Source organism: Streptomyces sp. NPDC002619, assembly GCF_042889305.1.
Classification (GTDB): domain Bacteria; phylum Actinomycetota; class Actinomycetes; order Streptomycetales; family Streptomycetaceae; genus Streptomyces.
Genome location: NZ_JBIAQV010000010.1, coordinates 118,355 through 136,370, shown reverse-complemented (window position 1 = coordinate 136,370; position 18,016 = coordinate 118,355). Strand labels below are relative to the sequence as shown.

Below are 18,016 nucleotides of genomic sequence, written 5' to 3'. Positions count from 1 at the left end.
TCCCCTCCCAGACAGGGGCAGCGGACGGGGCAACTGTCGCGACACGCTCAGTGGTTGCGCGGGAACCCGAGGTCGACGCCGGCGGGGGCGTCGGCCGGGTCCGGCCAGCGGGTCGTGATGACCTTGCCGCGGGTGTAGAAGTGCGTGCCGTCGTTGCCGTAGATGTGGTGGTCGCCGAAGAGCGAGTTCTTCCAGCCGCCGAAGGAGTGGTAGCCCACCGGCACCGGGATCGGCACGTTCACGCCGACCATGCCCGCCTCGATCTCCAGCTGGAAGCGGCGGGCTGCGCCGCCGTCCCGGGTGAAGATCGCCGTGCCGTTGCCGAACGGCGACGCGTTGATGAGGGCGACACCCTCTTCGTACGTGTCGACGCGCAGGACGCACAGCACCGGGCCGAAGATCTCGTCCTGGTACGCCTTCGCGCTGGTCGGCACCTTGTCGAGCAGCGAGATGCCGATCCAGTGGCCGTCCTCGAAGCCCTCGACCGTGTAGCCGGTGCCGTCCAGGACGACCTCGGCGCCCTCGGCCGCCGCGCCGTTCACGTACGACGCCACCTTGTCGCGGTGGACGGCGGTGATCAGCGGGCCCATCTCGGACGTCGGGTCGTTGCCGGGGCCGATCTTGATCTTCTCGGCGCGCTCGCGGATCTTCTCGACCAGCGTGTCGCCGATCGAGCCGACGGCGACCACGGCCGAGATGGCCATGCAGCGCTCGCCCGCCGAGCCGTACGCCGCCGAGACCGCCGCGTCCGCCGCCGCGTCCAGGTCGGCGTCCGGCAGGACCAGCATGTGGTTCTTGGCGCCGCCCAGGGCCTGGACGCGCTTGCCCTGCGCGGAGGCCGTGGTGTGGATGTAGCGGGCGATCGGGGTCGAGCCGACGAAGGAGACGGCCTTGACGTCCGGGTGCTCCAGGAGGCGGTCCACCGCCACCTTGTCGCCGTGCACGACGTTGAAGACGCCGTCCGGCAGCCCGGCCTCGGCCAGCAGCTCGGCGATCTTGAGGGACGCCGACGGGTCCTTCTCGCTCGGCTTCAGCACGAACGTGTTGCCCGTCGCGATGGCGATCGGGAACATCCACATCGGCACCATCGCCGGGAAGTTGAACGGCGTGATGCCCGCGACGACACCGAGCGGCTGGCGGATCGCGGCCACGTCGACGCGGCTCGCGACCTGCGTGGACAGCTCGCCCTTCAGCTGCACGTTGATGCCGCAGGCCAGGTCGACGATCTCCAGGCCGCGCGCGACCTCGCCGAGCGCGTCGGAGTGGACCTTGCCGTGCTCGGCCGTGATCAGCTCGGCGATCGCGTCCCGGTTGGCGTCCAGCAGCGCGCGGAAGCGGAACAGGATCTCGGTGCGCCTGGCGAGCGAGGACGTGCCCCAGGTGGCGAACGCGTCCTTCGCGGCGGCGACCGCGGCGTCCACCTCCTCGACGGAGGCGAACGCGACCTTCGTGGTGACCGCACCGGTCGCCGGGTCGGTGACCGGCCCGTACGTACCCGAGGCGCCTTCGACGGTCTTGCCGCCGATCCAGTGGTTGACGATCTTCGTCATGCCCAGAAACTCCTTCACAGATGGCGGCGTCGGGTGGAGACGTGCCGTTCGTACAGCTCTCGTGCCTTGACCGCGGACGCTCGGGTCGCGGTCTCGGCCACAGGTACATCCCACCAGGCCTGCGCCGGAGGCGCGCCCGACACAGTGTCTGCGGTTTCGGTCTCCACGTAGACACATGTGGGAGTGTCGGCGGCCCGCGCCTCGGCGAGCGCCGCACGCACCTCCGCGACGGTCCTCGCGCGCAGCACGCGCATGCCCAGGCTGGCCGCGTTGGCGGCGAGGTCGACGGGCAGCGGGGCGCCCGTGTACATACCTCTCCCAGACTCCGTCCGGGGGGACCCCCCGGACGGGAAGCGGTACGCGGTGCCGAACCGCTCGCCGCCCACCTGCTCGGACAGCCCGCCGATCGATGCGTACCCGTGGTTCTGCACGAGGAGGATCTTGATCGCGATCCCCTCCTGCACCGCTGTCACGATCTCGGTCGGCATCATCAGATACGTCCCGTCGCCGACCAGCGCCCACACGGGCCGGTCGGGAGCGGCGAGCTTCACACCGATGGCGGCCGGGATCTCGTAGCCCATGCAGGAGTAGCCGTACTCCAGGTGGTACTGGTCCCACGACCGCGCCCGCCACAGCTTGTGCAGGTCGCCGGGGAGGGAGCCGGCCGCGTTGATGATGATGTCGGACTCGTCGACCAGAGCGTCGAGGGCCCCGATGACCTGCGGCTGTGTCGGCCGTACGTCCTGTTCGTCGGCCTCGTAGCAGGTGTCGACGCGCTGTTCCCAGCGCTCCTTGTCCTCGGAGTACTCGGCGACGTACGTCTCGGCGACCCGGTGACCGTGCATCTCCAGCGCCTCGGACAGCTCCTGGAGGCAGCTGCGGGCGTCCGCGACCAGCGGCATTCCGGCGAGCTTGTGGCCGTCGTAGGAGGCGATGTTGAGGTTGAGGAAGCGGACGCCGGGATTCTCGAAGAGGGTGTTCGAGGCGGTGGTGAAGTCCGTGTAGCGGGTGCCGACGCCGATCACCAGGTCGGCGCTGCGGGCGAGTTCGTCCGCGGTGGCGGTGCCGGTGTGGCCGATGCCGCCGACGTCCTGGGGGTGGTCCCAGCGCAGGGAGCCCTTGCCGGCCTGGGTGGCGGCGACCGGGATGCCGGTGGTCTCCGCGAACTCGGCGAGGGCGTCCTCGGCACGGCTGTGGTGGACGCCGCCGCCCGCGACGACCAGGGGACGGCTGGCGGCGCGGATCGCCCGTACCGCCTCGGCGAGTTCGACCGGGTCGGGGCCGGGCCGGCGTACGGTCCACACGCGCTCGGCGAAGAACGCCTCGGGCCAGTCGAACGCCTCCGCCTGCACGTCCTGCGGCAGGGCGAGGGTGACGGCGCCCGTCTCGACGGGGTCGGTGAGCACCCGCATGGCCTGGAGGGCGCTCGGGATCAGGGCCTCGGGGCGGGTGATCCGGTCGAAGTAGCGCGAGACCGGGCGCAGGGTGTCGTTGACCGACACGTCGCCCGCGTACGGCACTTCGAGCTGCTGGAGGACCGGGTCGGCGGGGCGGGCGGCGAAGACGTCGCCGGGCAGGAGCAGCACCGGCAGGTGGTTGATCGTGGCGAGTGCCGCGCCGGTCACCAGGTTGGTCGCGCCGGGGCCGATGGACGTCGTCACGGCGTGTGTGGACAGGCGGTTCGACTGGCGTGCGTAGCCGACCGCCGCGTGGACCATGGCCTGTTCGTTGCGGCCCTGGTGGTACGGCATCGCGTCGGCGTACTCGACGAGCGCCTGGCCGACCCCGGCGACGTTGCCGTGGCCGAAGATGCCCCAGGTCGCGCCGATCAGCCGCTGCCGTACGCCGTCCCGCTCCGTGTACTGGACGGACAGGAAGCGGACGAGCGCCTGCGCGACCGTCAGCCTCACCGCCCGGGACATAGAGGTCATCGGTAACCCCCTGCGCTTTCTACGTGGTCCGGGTGGAAGCAGATCCGCCATTCCCGCGTCGCGCCGGGACCGGCCATGACGTTGAGGTAGTACATGGCGTGTCCGGGCTGGGCGATCGACGGGCCGTGCCATCCGTCGGGGACAAGGACGGCGTCGCCGGAACGGACCTCCGCGAGGACGTCGGATCCGCCCTCACGGGAGGGGAACACGCGCTGATAGCCGAACCCGTTCGGGCCGTCGATCTCGAAGTAGTAGATCTCCTCCAGCTCGGACTCCTCGCCCGGCCGGTTCTCGTCGTGTTTGTGGGGCGGGTACGAGGACCAGTTGCCGCCGGGTGTGATCACCTCGACCGCGATGAGCTTGTCGCACTCGAACGCGTCGGCGGAGGCGAAGTTGCGCACCTCGCGCGCGGACGTGCCGCTGCCACGCTGTTCGACGGGAACCTCCGGCGCGGGGCCGTAGCGGGCGGGGAGTCGTCGCTCGCACTTCGCTCCTGCCAGGGCGAAGCGGCCTCCCGCGCCGGAGGCGATCTGGACCCGGGTGTCCCGGGGCGCGTACACGAAGTCCGAGACTGAGGTGAACACGCTGTCCCGGCCCAGGACTTGGAACTCCTCATCCTCCACGTGCACGGTACAACCGCCGCTGATCGGAAGCACGATCCATTCACTGTCACCCGTGGTGAACAAATGGCTGCCGCCGGGCGACAGTTCGACGATGCGCAAACTGCTGTGCGTCCATCCGGCCCGTTTGGGGTCGATGTCGACGGCGTACTGGGCGTCCGCGGTGGAGCCCTTGGTCAGGTGCAGTCCGGTGCTGGTCATGCGGCCCTCACAGCAGTCCTACGGCGGTGTCGACGGCGGCGGCCACGTCGCCGTCCGCCGGGTACAGCAGCGTGCGGCCGACCACCAGGCCGCGCACGGTGGGCAGTTGGAGGGCGCCGCGCCATTTCTCGTACGCCGCGTCCTGGTCGTCGCCGACCTCACCACCGAGGAGCACGGCCGGGAGTGTGGAGGTCTCCATGACCCGGGCCATGTCGTCGGGGTTCTCGGTGACCGGGACCTTCAGCCAGGTGTAGGCCGAACTGCCGCCCAGGCCCGAGGCGATGGCGATCGACTTGGTGACGGCCTCGGCGGACAGGTCGTTCCGCAGCCGGCCCTCGGGCGTGCGGCGGCTGAGGAACGGCTCGACGAAGACGGGGAGTCGGCGCGCGGCCATGTCGTCGATGGCGCGGGCGGTGGACTCCAGGGTGGTGAGGGAGCCCGGATCGTCGTAGTCGATCCGCAGGAGCAGCTTTCCGGCGTCGAAGCAGAGGCGCTCGATGTCCTCGGGGCGATGGCCGGTGAAGCGGTCGTCGAGTTCGAAGGAGGCGCCCTGGAGGCCGCCGCGGTTCATCGAGCCCATGACCACCTTGTGGTCGAGGACGCCGAGCAGTAGCAGGTCGTCGAGGATGTCGGCGGTGGCGAGGACACCGTCCACGCCCGGGCGGGACAGCGCCAGGCACAGCCGCTCGAGGAGGTCGGCGCGGTTGGCCATGGCGAGCTTGCGGTCGCCGACGCCCAGGGCGCCGCGGGCCGGGTGGTCGGCGGCGACGATCATCAGCCGGCCGTGCTCGTTGAGCAGCGGCCTGCGGGCTCGGCGTACGGCGGCCTCGGCGATCGCCTCGGGATGGTGGGTGCGCGTGTGGACCAGCGTGGAGATGTCAACGCGCGCGTGCGCGGTCCCGTCCCCGCCCTCGCGGTGGGCGCCGCCCACCTTGCCCGCCCTCACAGCACCGCTCCGGCCTCGAGCGCGGCGGCCACCTCGTCCGGGGTGGGCATCGCGGAGGAGCACTCCAGGCGGGAGGCGACGATGGCGCCGGCCGCATTGGCGTGCCGCATGATCGTATCCAGGTCCCAGCCGGCCAGCAGACCGTGGCACAGGGAGCCGCCGAAGGCGTCACCGGCGCCGAGTCCGTTGAGGACGGTGACGGGGAGGGGCGGCACCTCGGCCGACTCGCCTGTGGCGCTGACCGCGAGGACGCCCTTGGGGCCCTGTTTGACGACGGCGAGTTCGACCCCGGCGTCGAGGAGGGCGCAGGCCGCCGCGTGGGGTTCGCGCACTCCGATGGCGACCTCCACCTCGTCGAGGTTGCCGACGGCGACGGTGGTGTGGCGCAGGGCCTCGGCGTAGAAGGGGCGGGCCTCGGCGGGGTCCTTCCAGAACATGGGGCGCCAGTCGAGGTCGAAGACCGTGATCCCGGCCCTGGCCCGGTGGGCGAGGGCCGCGAGGGTCGCCGTACGGCTGGGCTCCTCGCTCAGGCCGGTGCCGGTGACCCAGAAGATGCCGGCCTCGCGGATGGCGTCGAGGTCCAGGTCGTGGGCGTCGATCTCCAGGTCGGGCGCCTTGGGCCGGCGGTAGAAGTAGAGCGGGAAGTCGTCCGGCGGGAAGACCTCGCAGAAGGTGACCGGCGTGGGCAGTCCCGCGACCGGGGTGACCCAGCGGTCGTCCACGCCGAAGTCGCGCAGGGCCTCGTGCAGATATGTTCCGAAGGGGTCGTCGCCGGTGCGGGTGATCACGGCGGTGTGCCGGCCGAGGCGGGCCGCGGCGACCGCGACGTTCGTCGCCGACCCGCCGAGGAACTTGCCGAAGGTGGACACCTGGGCGAGCGGGACCCCCGCCTGCAACGGGTAGATGTCCACTCCGATCCGCCCCATGGTGATCAGGTCGTACGCCATCGGCTTCCCTTCTGCGTCATCCGGCTCGCACCGGGGCGGCGCGACTCACGCGGCTCTCCCCCGGTTTGTAGCCCCGTACGGGGCGCCCTGTCAATGTTTTGTCCAGACATTCGGACCAGGCCTTGACACCCCTTCCCGGGACCCGCACGCTGGCGACCATGACGTCGTTGTCACCTCAGTCTCAGTCTTCCGGTGCGTCTCGCATCCGGATCGGATCGGCGCCCGACTCCTGGGGCGTCTGGTTTCCCGACGACCCTGTTCAGGTGCCGTGGCAGCGCTTCCTCGACGAGGTCGCCGGCTCCGGCTACGAGTGGATCGAGCTGGGCCCTTACGGGTACCTGCCCTCCGACCCCGCCGTCCTCACCGAGGAGACGGCACGGCGTGGCCTGAAGGTGTCGGCCGGCACCGTCTTCACGGGGCTGCACCACGGCGAGGCGGTGTGGGAGAAGACGTGGGCGCACGTCTCCGACATCGCCGCGCTGACCCAGGCGATGGGCGCGAAGCACCTGGTCGTCATCCCGTCGTTCTGGCGGGACGACAAGACCGGCGAGGTGCTGGAGCCGGACACGCTGACCGCCGAGCAGTGGCGCAATCTGACCTCGCTCACCGAGCGCCTCGGGCGGGAGGTGCGCGAGCGGTACGGCCTGTCGATCGTCGTCCACCCGCACGCCGACACCCACATCGACAGCGAGGAGAACGTCGTCCGGTTCCTCGACGGCACCGACTCCTCGCTGGTCTCGCTCTGCCTGGACACCGGGCACTACGCGTACTGCGGCGGGGACAGCGTCAAGCTGATCGAGACGTACGGCGAGCGCATCGGCTATCTGCACCTCAAGCAGGTGAACCCGGAGATCCTCGCCGACGTGCGGGCGAACGGAACCCCGTTCGGGCCGGCCGTCGCCCAGGGCGTCATGTGCGAACCGCCGTCGGGTGTGCCGGCGCTCGGGCCGGTCCTGGAGGCGGCGCGGAAACTGGACGTGGACCTCTTCGCGATCGTCGAACAGGACATGTATCCCTGCGACCCCGACAAGCCCCTGCCGATCGCCCGGCGGACCCGCGCTTTCCTCCGGTCGTGCGGGGCCTGACACTTCGGTGAGTCAGCCGCCGCGTGACAGAATTCATCCGGAACCTGATATTCCTCGGACCAGGTGATTGTGCCGCAGCGGGCGGCACGAGAAGCGACGTACGCGGCCGGGGGCCCTGAGTCAACGGGCCCCGCCCGTGTACCGGCGTACGCCTTTGCGTCACCTCTGTCACAAACACCCCCTTCGTGTCACACATGTCTCGTGTACGCGGGTCTTCCGTCACACCCGGTCGACAGCCGCTTCCCTGCGCTCACTGTGCGTCGTTCACCGGACACAGGCTTGGTGATCGCCAGCGCAGCGCCCGGCTCCCCGACGGCCGTCCCCGGCCGCCCCCGCGGTGCGCGCAGGGAGGTGCAATTCATGACCGACCAAAGGCTCTGGTCCTACAAGGACATCGCGGCGCACATCAAGGTGCAGCCGGACACCGTACGGTCCTACCGCAAGCACGGACTGCTCCCGCCGCCCGATCACGTGGAGGGCGGCAAGCCCTTCTGGTACGCCGACACGGTCCGCGCCTGGGTGGCCTCCCGACCGGGGAACCGGGGCCGCAGGCTGGACTGACCGAGCCGACCGGCCGGCCGCCTTCCCGGAAATTGGTTCTGTCCCCCGCGCTCCCGTGGGGCACAGTGCCTCGCATGAGTCACCTGAGCTTCTCCGTCAAACCCGTGCTCACCGGCGAGAAGACGGTCCTGCGGCCGTTCACCGCGGACGACGCCGACACCATGTGGGAGATCATCAGCGACCCCGAGGTCATCCGCTTCACCTTCCCGCCGAACGACGAACTCGCCTTGGAGCGGTTGCGCTCCTGGTACGCCTCTCGGACCGAACAGGCCGACCGCCTCGACCTCGCCGTCACCGACGGCGCGACCGGTGAACTGGTGGGCGAGGTAGTCCTGTTCGAGTGGGACGCGGACGCCCGCAGCTGCACCTTCCGCACGCTGATCGGCCCGCGCGGACGTGGACGCGGTCTCGGTGTGGAGGCGACCGCGCTGATCATCGGGCATGGCTTCGAGCAACTCGGGCTGCACCGCATCCAGTTGGAGGTGTACGGCGACAACCACCGCGCCCGGCGCGTCTACGAGAAGGTCGGCTTCGTCGTCGAAGGGGTGCGGCGGGAGGCGCTGGTGCGGGACGGTGAGTGGATCGACGAGGTGATGATGGCGGTCCTCGACCGCGAGTGGGCCGCGCTCAGCGCCACGGCTCGATGACCGTGACGCCCGCGCCGGGTGCGGTGCCCATCGCCGCGAGCGCCGCCGGTGCCGCGTCCAGGGGGATGGTCGACGTCGTCAGCAGGTCGGGGCGGAGCACGCCCGCGCGGACCAGCTCCAGCATGCCCGGGTAGGTGTGCGCGGCCATGCCGTGGCTGCCGAGGAGTTCGAGCTCCTGGGCGATGACGCGGGACATGGGGACCGGGGTCGTGCCGTCCTGGGAGGGCAGCAGGCCCACCTGGACGTGCCGGCCCCGGCGGCGCAGGCCGTTCACCGACGCGGCGCAGGTGGCCGGGGAACCGAGGGCGTCCAGAGAGAGATGGGCACCGCCTCCGGTCAGCTCCAGGATCTCCGCCGCCGTGTCCGGGGTGCGCGTCGCGTCGACGCACTCCGCGGCGCCGAACTTCCGCGCCAGCTCCAGGGCCTTGGGCGACACGTCCACTGCGGCCACCCGCGCTCCGGAGGCCGCCGCGATCATCACCGCGGACAGACCCACGCCCCCGCAGCCGTGCACCGCGACCCACTCCCCCGCGGCCACCCGGCCCTGCTGCACGACGGCCCGGAAGGCGGTCGCGAAGCGGCAGCCGAGCGAGGCGGCGGTGGCGAAGGACATCTCGTCCGGGATCGCCACGAGGTTCACGTCGGCGTGGTCGAGGGCCACGTACTGCGCGAACGAGCCCCGGTGGGTGAAGCCCGGCTGGGTCTGCCGCTCGCACACCTGCTGATCGCCCGCCGCACAGGCGGCGCAGGTGCCGCAGGCGCAGACGAAGGGCACGGTGACCCGGTCACCGGGGTGCCAACCGGTCACCCGGGCTCCCACCGCCTCGACGACACCGGCGAGTTCATGACCCGGCACATGCGGCAGGGTGATGTCCGGGTCGTGGCCCATCCAGCCGTGCCAGTCACTGCGGCACAGGCCGGTGGCCTCGACCCGCACCACGACTCCGTGCTCGGCCGGCCGCGGATCGGCCACGTCCCGCACCTCTGCCGGCTCCCCGTACCGCTCGAACACCACAGCCTTCATGTCCCTCACCCTTCCCTGATCGCCTCAGGGATCACTGTGTCCCACCGGCCCCCTGTCTCACACCGGCACCGCCTCCTTCTCCTCGGCGGGCTCGGCCGGCTCGCCCTCGCTCAGACCGAACCGCCGGTGGAAGCGGCGCAGGGGCGCGGGTGCCCACCAGGTGGCCCGGCCGGTGAGCCGCATGATCGCCGGAACCAGCAGGCTGCGGACCACCATGGCGTCCATCAACACGGCCAGAGCGATGCCCAGGCCGAGCATCTTGGTGTTGGTCACGCGCGAGGTGCCGATCGCCACCATGACCACGGCCAGGATGACCGCCGCCGCCGTGATCAGCCCGCCCGTGCGCTGGAGTCCGTGCCGCACCGCCTCGTTGTGGTCGCCCGTGCGGTCGTACTCCTCCTTGATGCGGGAGAGCAGGAACACGCCGTAGTCCATGGACAGACCGAAGGCCACGCAGAACATCAGGACGGGCAGGGTGGTCTCGATGGAGCCGGGGCTGGTGAAGCCGAGAGCGCCCGAGAGATGGCCGTCCTGGAAGACCCAGACCACCGCGCCGAACATCGCCGTCAGGCTGAGCGCGTTGAGCACCACCGCCTGGATCGGTATCACGACGCTGCCGGTGAGCAGGAAGACAAGGAGCAGCGTGACGATCGCGATGAACGCCGCCGCCCACGGGAGCCGTTCGCCTATCGCGTGCTTGGAGTCGACCAGGACGGCGGCCGTGCCGGTCACCTTGGTGTCGAACGGCGGACGCATGGCCCGAAGGTCGCCGACAAGTCGCTGCGCCTCATCATCGACGGCCTCGCCCTTCGGCAGCACGGTGAAGTAGGCCGAGTCGCCCTTCACCAGCGGCCCGTCGACCCGGACCACCTCGGGCAGTGCTTCCACCCGCTGTTTGTAGTCGGCGTACTGCGCCTCGGTCGCCCGCCCCTCGGCCAGCACCTCGAGCCCGCCGCCGGGGCTGCCCGGGAAGCCGTCCCTGAGGTGCTGCTGCACGACATGGGACTCGGCGCCCGACGGCAGTTGCCGGTCGTCCGCGGTGCCGAACTTCACGCCCAGGAAAGGCAGTCCGAGGATGATCAGGAGCGCCGTAGTGCCAAGGGCGAAGAATGGGGCCCGGCGCATCACGAGAGTCGCCGTACGCGCCCAGGCCGTCCCTTCCTCCCCGGAGACCCTGGCCTCCCGGCCGCGCCGGAACAGGCGGCGCAGATCGAGGGAGTTGACCCGGTGGCCGAGGAGCACCAGGGCCGCCGGAAGCAGGATCAGCGCGGCCGCGGCGGCCAGCAGCACCACCGCTATGCCCGCGTAGGCGAAGGAGCGCAGGAAGTACTGCGGGAAGAGCAGCATCGCCGCCAGCGACACGGCGACCGTGAGGGCGGAGAAGAGGACCGTGCGGCCGGCGGTGCGCAGGGTCGTGCCGATGGCGGTCGGCGGGGCGGCGCCCGTGGCCAGTTCCTCGCGGAAGCGGCGGACGATGAACAGGGCGTAGTCGATGGCGAGGCCAAGGCCGAGGGCCGTGGTGAGGTTCAGCGCGAAGACGGAGACGTCGGTGAACTCGGTCAGTCCGCGCAGCACCGCGTTCGTGCCCAGGATGGCGACGATGCCGATGCCCAGCGGCAGCAGGGCCGCGACGGCGCTGCCGAAGACCATCACGAGCAACAGCAGGGTCACCGGCAGCGCGATCATCTCGGCGCGCGCCAGGTCGCCCTTGATGATCGTCTGCATTTCGTGCCGCACCGCGACGATGCCGCCGACCCGCACCGTCACCGGCCCGTGCGTCCCCCGGTAGTGGGGTGCTATGCGGTCGAGGGTCTCCCCCATCGTCTTGTCGTCGCCGGTGATGCGCGCGGCAATCAGCGCCTCGTGGCCGTCCTTCGCGCGCAGGGCGGGCGACCTGCTCTGCCAGTAGGAGCCGACGCCTGTCACGCCCTTCTCACCGGCCAGCCGCTCGGTGAGGTCGCGGGCCCGGTCGGCGACCGCGGGGGCGTCGACCGTGGAGCTGCCGGAGTCGACCAGGAGCAGCAGGTTGGGCTGGGAGCCGGGGAACTCGCGCTCGAGCGCCTTGGTCGCGTACGTGGACTCGGCGGCCGGGTCCTCCCAGCCGCCGCTGCCCAGGCGGTCCGCGACACCGCTGCCCGCCAGCACCGCAAGCACGGTCAGCACGAGGGCGGCGAGCAACGACAGCCGGGGCCGGGCGGTCACGAAACGTGTCCAGCCGCCTGGGCGGATCGGGCCGTCTCCCGACCGGGACGTGCCCTCCCCCTGCCGCGCCGGCGTGTTGACTTCGGTCATCGTGCGGTGTCCCCTTCACCGTGACCAGTGCGACCGTGCGCGAGCAGGGCAGCATGGGTCAGCCATTGCCATAGACCGGCAAACACGAGACATCGCTCGCGTTTCTCCAGAATGCGAGCGAGCACTCGTGTTTGTCAATCGCGTTCGGAGAACTGGGGATAACGCGTGCCCGACAAACCCGGGAGCCAGGGGAAGGAACAGCCGCGCCGCCGACAGGCTCGCGGCGAGCGGCGCATCGCCCAGCTGCTGGAGGCCGCGGCCTCGGTCTTCTGCACGAGCGGCTACACGGCCACCAGCACCAACGCCATCGCCCGCGAGGCGGGCGTCTCGCCGGGCACGCTCTACCAGTTCTTCCCCAACAAGGAAGCCATCGCGATCGAGCTCGGCGACCGGCTCATGCACGAGATGCGCGAGACGTACGGCGTCGCGCTGGCGCCCGTCGACCCCGCCACGCCGCTGGCGGAGGCCGTCGGCGCGGCCGTCGACCGCTTCATCGCCTTCAACACCGAGCACCCCGTGTTCTTCGCGCTGATGAAGGGCCCCGACACCCCCGGCCGGATCGCCGAGGAGCACGACGCCCTGCACTTGACGCTGGTCACCCGTATCGAGGAACTGCTCGCCTCGTTCCTGCCCGACACGCCCCCGGCCGACGTCACACGCACGGCGCACGTCTGCCTCGGCATCTACAAGGCGGGCCTGGAGCTGGTCCTCACCCATGAGGGCGCCGAGCGCGAGGCGTACGTGCGGGAACTGAAGAACGTCCTGGTCCGCTACCTCGAACCCCTCGCCGACGCCCGTCTCGGCACCGGTGGCGGCACCCGGACTGCGACACCCGGCGCATCTGCATAAGGTGCGGATACACCGCCGCATAAGGTGCGGATACGCCGCCGTACACCGCGTGGACACACCGCCCCAGCAGGAGCAGCCAGCAGGAGGGGACCCGCCGTGACCCACTCCCCGCCGCCCCGTGCGCCCCGGGCCCACATCCCCGGCCCGCGGCAGGTCCCGCCGCGGCGCCGCCGGCTCCGCACGGGCCGCCGACGCCGCTGTCGACAGGCCGGGGTGGCCCTGTGGGCGCTGGCCGTGCTGGTGACGTACGCGACGGACGAACCCACCCTGCCGACCGCACTGCTGCTGTTCGGCGGCCTTCTGATCCTGGCCACCTTCGCGCCGAGGACACCCGGGCGGAACGACCGCGACACGAGGTGAATCGCTCCCCGGCACACGAGGGCCAATCCCTTGGAGTGGTACCCCCTAGGGGTATAGTGTGAATAGTGCGGCCCCACCGTGGGCCCCACCGGCCCCGCACGCCTCGACGAGGAGTAACCACATGACCACGCAGATCGACACCACGGGCTCCGTCACCACCGTCTACAAGGTGACCGGGATGAGCTGCGGACACTGCGAAGGCTCCGTCTCCGGTGAGCTCTCCGAGGTCCCCGGTGTCACCTCGGTCACGGCCGTCGCGTCGACCGGCGAGGTCACGGTCGTCTCGGCCGCCCCGCTCGACGAGGAAGCCGTCCGCGCCGCCGTCGACGAGGCCGGCTTCGAGCTCGTCGGCACCGTCTGAGCCGACGCCGTACGCAGGCCCGAGCCGCACGACCAAACCCCTGACACGTATCTCCCGACTCGGGCCGTACCGACCAGCTGATACTGGATCCGTACGGCCCGTCCGTTGCCCGGAGTCGTACATGACCAGCAGCACCGCACCAACCGCCGTACCAGAAACCGACACACCACGGATACCGGCAGCCGCCGCGACCACCGAAACCGCCGAGACCGCCCGGATCGAGCTGCTGATCGGCGGGATGACCTGCGCCTCCTGCGCCGCCCGTGTGGAGAAGAAGCTCAACCGCATGGACGGTGTCACCGCCACCGTGAACTACGCGACGGAGAAGGCGAAGGTCAGCTACGCCCCCGGGGTCCAGGTCGCCGACCTGATCGCCACCGTCGTGAAGACGGGGTACACCGCCGAGGAGCCGGCGCCGCCACAGCCCGAGCCTGACACGGGAGGAACAGAGGCCCCCGACCCGGAGCTGGCGGCCCTGCGCCACCGTCTCCTCGTCTCGGCGCTGCTGGCCCTGCCCGTCGTCCTGATCGCCATGATCCCGGCGCTCCAGTTCGACAACTGGCAGTGGCTCTCGCTCACGCTCGCCGCACCGGTCGTCGTCTGGGGCGGCTGGCAGTTCCACCGGGCCGCCTGGACGAACGTGCGGCACGGCGCCGCCACCATGGACACGCTCGTCTCGGTCGGCACGCTGGCGGCGTTCGGCTGGTCGCTGTGGGCGCTGTTCTTCGGCGACGCGGGCATGCCGGGCATGCACGACGAGTTCCGGTTCACCGTCGCCCGCATGGACGCCGCGTCGACGATCTATCTGGAGGTGGCCGCCGGAGTCGTCGCGCTGATCCTGCTCGGCCGCTATCTGGAGGCCCGCTCCAAGCGGCGCGCGGGAGCGGCGCTGCGGGCGCTGATGGAGCTGGGCGCGAAGGACGTCGCCGTACTACGGGGCGGGCGTGAGGTGCGGATCCCCGTGGCGCAGCTGGCCGTCGGCGACCGGTTCGTCGTACGGCCCGGCGAGAAGGTAGCCACCGACGGCGTCGTGGTCGAGGGCGCCTCCGCGATCGACGCGGCCCTGCTGACCGGCGAGTCGGTGCCGGTGGACGTGGGCGTCGGGGACGCGGTCACCGGCGCCACCGTCAACGCGGGCGGGCGGCTCGTCGTCGAGGCGACCCGCATCGGCGCGGACACCCAGCTCGCCCGGATGGCGCGGCTGGTGGAGGACGCGCAGAACGGCAAGGCCGAGGTGCAGCGGCTGGCCGACCGGATCTCCGCCGTGTTCGTGCCGGCGGTCATTCTCGTCGCGGTGGCCACCTTCGGGGCGTGGCTCGGCGTGACCGGGGACGGCACCGCCGCCTTCACGGCCGCCGTCGCCGTACTGATCATCGCCTGTCCGTGTGCCCTGGGCCTGGCCACGCCGACCGCGCTGATGGTCGGCACCGGCCGCGGCGCGCAGCTCGGCATCCTCATCAAGGGCCCGGAGGTCCTGGAGTCCACGCGCCGCGTCGACACGGTCGTCCTGGACAAGACCGGCACGGTCACCACGGGCCGTATGACCCTCCAGGAGGTGTACGCCGCCGAAGGCACCGACGAGAAGGAACTGCTGCGGCTCGTGGGCGCCGTGGAGCACGCCTCCGAGCACCCGGTGGCCCAGGCGGTCGCGGCCGGAGCCGAGAAGCGCGCCGGGACGCTGCCGGGCGTGGAGCACTTCGAGAACGTCCCCGGGCGGGGCGTACGCGGGCGCGTGGCGGGCCGTGAGGTGGCCGTGGGGCGCCTGTTCACCGAGCTTCCGCAGGAGTTGGCCCGCGTCAAGGACGAGGTCGAGAGGAACGGTCGTACGGCCGTCGTGGCGGGCTGGGACGGAGCGGCGCGGGGCGTCCTCGCGGTCGCCGACGCGGTCAAGGAGACCAGCGCCCAGGCGGTGGCCGAATTGCGCGCGCTGGGGCTCACGCCGGTGCTGCTGACCGGGGACAACCTGGCGGTGGCCGAGGCCGTCGCGCGGGCCGTGGGCATCGACGAGGTGATCGCCGAGGTGCTGCCCGAGGACAAGGTCGACGTCGTACGGCGGCTGCGGGGCGAGGGCCGGACCGTCGCCATGGTGGGTGACGGCGTCAACGACGCGGCCGCGCTTGCCACCGCCGATCTGGGTCTGGCGATGGGGACCGGTACGGACGCGGCGATCGAGGCCGGGGATCTGACGCTGGTGCGCGGGGACCTGCGGGTGGCCGCGGACGCGATCCGGCTGTCGCGGCGGACGCTGGCCACCATCAAGGGCAACCTGGTGTGGGCGTTCGGCTACAACGTGGCCGCGCTGCCGCTGGCCGCCGCGGGGCTGCTCAACCCCATGATCGCGGGGGCGGCGATGGCCTTCTCCTCGGTGTTCGTGGTGACCAACAGCCTGCGGCTCAGGCGTTTTCGCTGAACCCCGCGGAAGTTACCGGCAGTTAGCCGCAGCCGAAGTAAGAGTCCCTCTAGAGACCGGCGCGCGCCTCACATAAGCTCTTCACAAGGCTCGCGCATCATCCTTACGCTGGAGCCCCGATTGCAGTATCGGGGCTCTTGCGCATCTAACGGACATATGCAAGAGACGCAGATCACAGTGATGTGAACGTAACCATCGAAGGGGTTCGAAGGTCTAAGTTGACGATGTCGGAAAGCGTCTTGGGGGGCGCTGACTGGCATCTGGGGATGTCTTGGGGGACTTCCTCAGAGATGCGTTGCCGGGGCACGTACTTCGGGAAGCTTTGAGCGGCCCTCCCGAACCGTACGGGTCCCGGCAGATCGCACCGCATCAACTGCATCACTGGAGCACGGCGGGTTCTGCTCGTTGTGCTCAAGACAGCGATTCAGGCGCTGTCCTTTCAGCGCCCGGCCGGATCCCGTGGGGGGAATCCGTACCGGGACACGGGAAGGCGCCCTGGTCGTCGGCCCGTGGGGGGACCGACGCTCCAGGGCGCCTTCTTTTATGCCTGCTACGACTGCTACGACTGCCGACGGCAGGTGTCAGCGCTCCTCGACGGGAATGAAGTCGCGCTCCACCGCGCCCGTGGCCGTGCTCACCCGGGGGACGACCCCCGGACCCCCGGCCTCAGGCCCCGAGCCACCGCACCACCGGTCACCATGGCACGGCACGCCCGAAGCCCGGGGAACACGGACCCGGTGAACAGGACGCCAGGGAAAGAGCGTCCTCCCACCGGCAGGTGTCAGCGCTCCTCGACGGGAATGAAGTCGCGCTCGACGACACCCGTGTAGATCTGGCGCGGGCGGCCGATGCGGGAGCCGGGCTCCTTGATCATCTCGTGCCACTGGGCGATCCAGCCCGGCAGCCGGCCGAGGGCGAACAGGACCGTGAACATCTCGGTCGGGAAGCCCATGGCCCGGTAGATCAGGCCGGTGTAGAAGTCGACGTTCGGGTAGAGCTTGCGCTCGACGAAGTAGTCGTCGGAGAGCGCGTGCTCCTCCAGCTTGAGGGCGATGTCGAGGAGCTCGTCCTCCTTGCCCAGCGCGGAGAGCACGTCGTGCGCGGCGGCCTTGATGATGCGGGCACGCGGGTCGAAGTTCTTGTAGACCCGGTGGCCGAAGCCCATCAGGCGGACGCCGTCCTCCTTGTTCTTCACCTTGCGGATGAAGGTGTCGACGTCGCCACCCGCGTCACGGATGCCCTCGAGCATCTCGAGGACGGACTGGTTGGCGCCGCCGTGCAGCGGGCCCCACAGGGCGCTGATGCCGGCGGAGATCGACGCGAACATGTTGGCCTGGGAGGAACCGACCAGGCGGACCGTCGACGTCGAACAGTTCTGCTCGTGGTCGGCGTGCAGGATGAGCAGCTTGTCGAGCGCGGAAACGACGACCGGGTCCAGCTCGTACTCGTCGGCCGGGACCGAGAAGGTCATGCGCAGGAAGTTCTCGACGTAGCCGAGGTCGTTGCGCGGGTAGACGAAGGGATGGCCGATCGACTTCTTGTAGGCGTACGCCGCGATCGTCGGCAGCTTGGCGAGCAGCCGGATCGTCGAGAGGTTGCGCTGCTGCTCGTCGAACGGGTTGTGGCTGTCCTGGTAGAAGGTGGAAAGCGCCGAGACCACCGACGACAGCATGGCCATCGGATGGGCGTCGCGCGGGAAGCCCCGGTAGAAGTTCTTGACGTCCTCGTGCAGCAGGGTGTGCCGCGTGATGTCGCCCTTGAAGGCGGAGAGCCCGTCGACGGTCGGCAGCTCACCGTTGATCAGCAGGTAGGCCACCTCCAGGAAGGTGGAGCGCTCGGCCAGCTGCTCGATCGGGTATCCGCGGTACCGGAGGATGCCGCCTTCGCCGTCCAGGTAGGTGATCGCGGATTTATAGGCGGCGGTGTTGCCGTAGCCGCTGTCGAGAGTGACCAGACCGGTCTGGGCGCGGAGCTTCCCGATGTCGAAGCCCTTGTCGCCGACGGTGCTGTCAATCACCGGGTAGGTGTACTCGCCGTCGCCGTACCGCAGTACTACAGAGTTGTCGCTCACGTCTTCCCTCACCGACGTAGTGCCTCATCTTCGAGGTGCCCTGACTGTCTCTACCATCCCCCATTTGGCTGTGGAGAGTGCACTCGGGGCCGCCATTGGGCCTATGGACGGCACTCAGTGCCGCCAATCTGCTCATCCTGCCCCCTCGACCGGGCAACCGG

15 protein-coding genes are annotated in these 18,016 nt (G+C 70.5%); 7 read left to right on the top strand and 8 right to left on the bottom strand.

Going from position 1 to position 18,016, the window contains the following annotated elements; all coding sequences use genetic code 11:
- Positions 1-47 precede the first annotated feature (47 nt).
- From mmsA to iolC, 5 genes are read right to left on the bottom strand one after another with little or no spacing between them, the layout of a single operon-like run.
- Complete coding sequence (gene mmsA / locus ACFYXB_RS18715; RefSeq protein WP_389583462.1) at positions 48-1,550, bottom strand: CoA-acylating methylmalonate-semialdehyde dehydrogenase; 1,503 nt, start codon at positions 1,548-1,550, stop codon at positions 48-50.
- Positions 1,551-1,564: 14 nt separating this feature from the next.
- Positions 1,565-3,472, bottom strand: coding sequence for a 3D-(3,5/4)-trihydroxycyclohexane-1,2-dione acylhydrolase (decyclizing) (gene iolD / locus ACFYXB_RS18710; RefSeq protein ID WP_389583675.1), 1,908 nt, complete (start codon positions 3,470-3,472; stop codon positions 1,565-1,567).
- Between the two features lie 5 nt (positions 3,473-3,477).
- Positions 3,478-4,302, bottom strand: coding sequence for a 5-deoxy-glucuronate isomerase (gene iolB / locus ACFYXB_RS18705; RefSeq protein ID WP_388497292.1), 825 nt, complete (start codon positions 4,300-4,302; stop codon positions 3,478-3,480).
- Between the two features lie 7 nt (positions 4,303-4,309).
- Positions 4,310-5,233, bottom strand: coding sequence for a deoxyribose-phosphate aldolase (locus ACFYXB_RS18700; protein ID WP_351356300.1), 924 nt, complete (start codon positions 5,231-5,233; stop codon positions 4,310-4,312).
- An 11-nt stretch (positions 5,234-5,244) separates the two neighbouring features.
- Positions 5,245-6,195 carry a 5-dehydro-2-deoxygluconokinase gene (gene iolC, locus ACFYXB_RS18695; RefSeq protein ID WP_389583459.1) on the bottom strand — a complete coding sequence of 317 codons (951 nt, stop codon included), beginning with the start codon at positions 6,193-6,195 and terminating at the stop codon, positions 5,245-5,247.
- Positions 6,196-6,353: 158 nt separating this feature from the next.
- Between iolC and ACFYXB_RS18690 the strand changes: the two genes are divergently transcribed.
- The 3 genes from ACFYXB_RS18690 to ACFYXB_RS18680 all read left to right on the top strand — a co-directional run bounded on the left by ACFYXB_RS18690 (position 6,354) and on the right by ACFYXB_RS18680 (position 8,488).
- On the top strand, positions 6,354-7,280 hold the full coding sequence (locus ACFYXB_RS18690) for a sugar phosphate isomerase/epimerase (RefSeq protein ID WP_351356235.1): 927 nt from the start codon (positions 6,354-6,356) through the stop codon (positions 7,278-7,280).
- A 360-nt stretch (positions 7,281-7,640) separates the two neighbouring features.
- Positions 7,641-7,841 carry a helix-turn-helix transcriptional regulator gene (locus tag ACFYXB_RS18685; protein WP_389583454.1) on the top strand — a complete coding sequence of 67 codons (201 nt, stop codon included), beginning with the start codon at positions 7,641-7,643 and terminating at the stop codon, positions 7,839-7,841.
- Positions 7,842-7,915: 74 nt separating this feature from the next.
- Complete coding sequence (locus tag ACFYXB_RS18680; protein ID WP_389583451.1) at positions 7,916-8,488, top strand: GNAT family N-acetyltransferase; 573 nt, start codon at positions 7,916-7,918, stop codon at positions 8,486-8,488.
- Here the strand turns inward: ACFYXB_RS18680 and ACFYXB_RS18675 are convergent.
- Positions 8,469-9,512, bottom strand: coding sequence for a zinc-dependent alcohol dehydrogenase family protein (locus ACFYXB_RS18675; protein ID WP_389583449.1), 1,044 nt, complete (start codon positions 9,510-9,512; stop codon positions 8,469-8,471). The two genes, ACFYXB_RS18680 and ACFYXB_RS18675, sit on opposite strands and share 20 nt — an antisense overlap.
- Positions 9,513-9,569: 57 nt before the next feature.
- A complete protein-coding gene (locus ACFYXB_RS18670; RefSeq protein WP_389583446.1) occupies positions 9,570-11,804 on the bottom strand; it encodes an MMPL family transporter in 2,235 nt (744 codons plus the stop codon).
- Between the two features lie 165 nt (positions 11,805-11,969).
- On the opposite strand from ACFYXB_RS18670, the gene ACFYXB_RS18665 reads away from it, so the two are divergent.
- The 4 genes from ACFYXB_RS18665 to ACFYXB_RS18650 all read left to right on the top strand — a co-directional run bounded on the left by ACFYXB_RS18665 (position 11,970) and on the right by ACFYXB_RS18650 (position 15,784).
- Positions 11,970-12,653, top strand: coding sequence for a TetR/AcrR family transcriptional regulator (locus tag ACFYXB_RS18665; RefSeq protein WP_389583443.1), 684 nt, complete (start codon positions 11,970-11,972; stop codon positions 12,651-12,653).
- A gap of 96 nt (positions 12,654-12,749) precedes the next feature.
- The gene (locus ACFYXB_RS18660) at positions 12,750-13,013 is read left to right on the top strand and encodes a hypothetical protein (protein ID WP_389583441.1); all 264 of its coding nucleotides are present in this window, start codon (positions 12,750-12,752) and stop codon (positions 13,011-13,013) included.
- Between the two features lie 121 nt (positions 13,014-13,134).
- Positions 13,135-13,374 carry a heavy-metal-associated domain-containing protein gene (locus tag ACFYXB_RS18655; RefSeq protein ID WP_388497281.1) on the top strand — a complete coding sequence of 80 codons (240 nt, stop codon included), beginning with the start codon at positions 13,135-13,137 and terminating at the stop codon, positions 13,372-13,374.
- A 121-nt stretch (positions 13,375-13,495) separates the two neighbouring features.
- Positions 13,496-15,784 (top strand): heavy metal translocating P-type ATPase, encoded by a 2,289-nt coding sequence (locus tag ACFYXB_RS18650; protein ID WP_389583438.1) that lies wholly within the window; start codon positions 13,496-13,498, stop codon positions 15,782-15,784.
- 781 nt (positions 15,785-16,565) lie between these two features.
- Here the strand turns inward: ACFYXB_RS18650 and ACFYXB_RS18645 are convergent.
- Positions 16,566-17,855: a citrate synthase gene (locus ACFYXB_RS18645; protein WP_389583435.1), complete on the bottom strand. Its 1,290-nt coding sequence runs from the start codon at positions 17,853-17,855 to the stop codon at positions 16,566-16,568.
- Positions 17,856-18,016 lie beyond the last annotated feature (161 nt).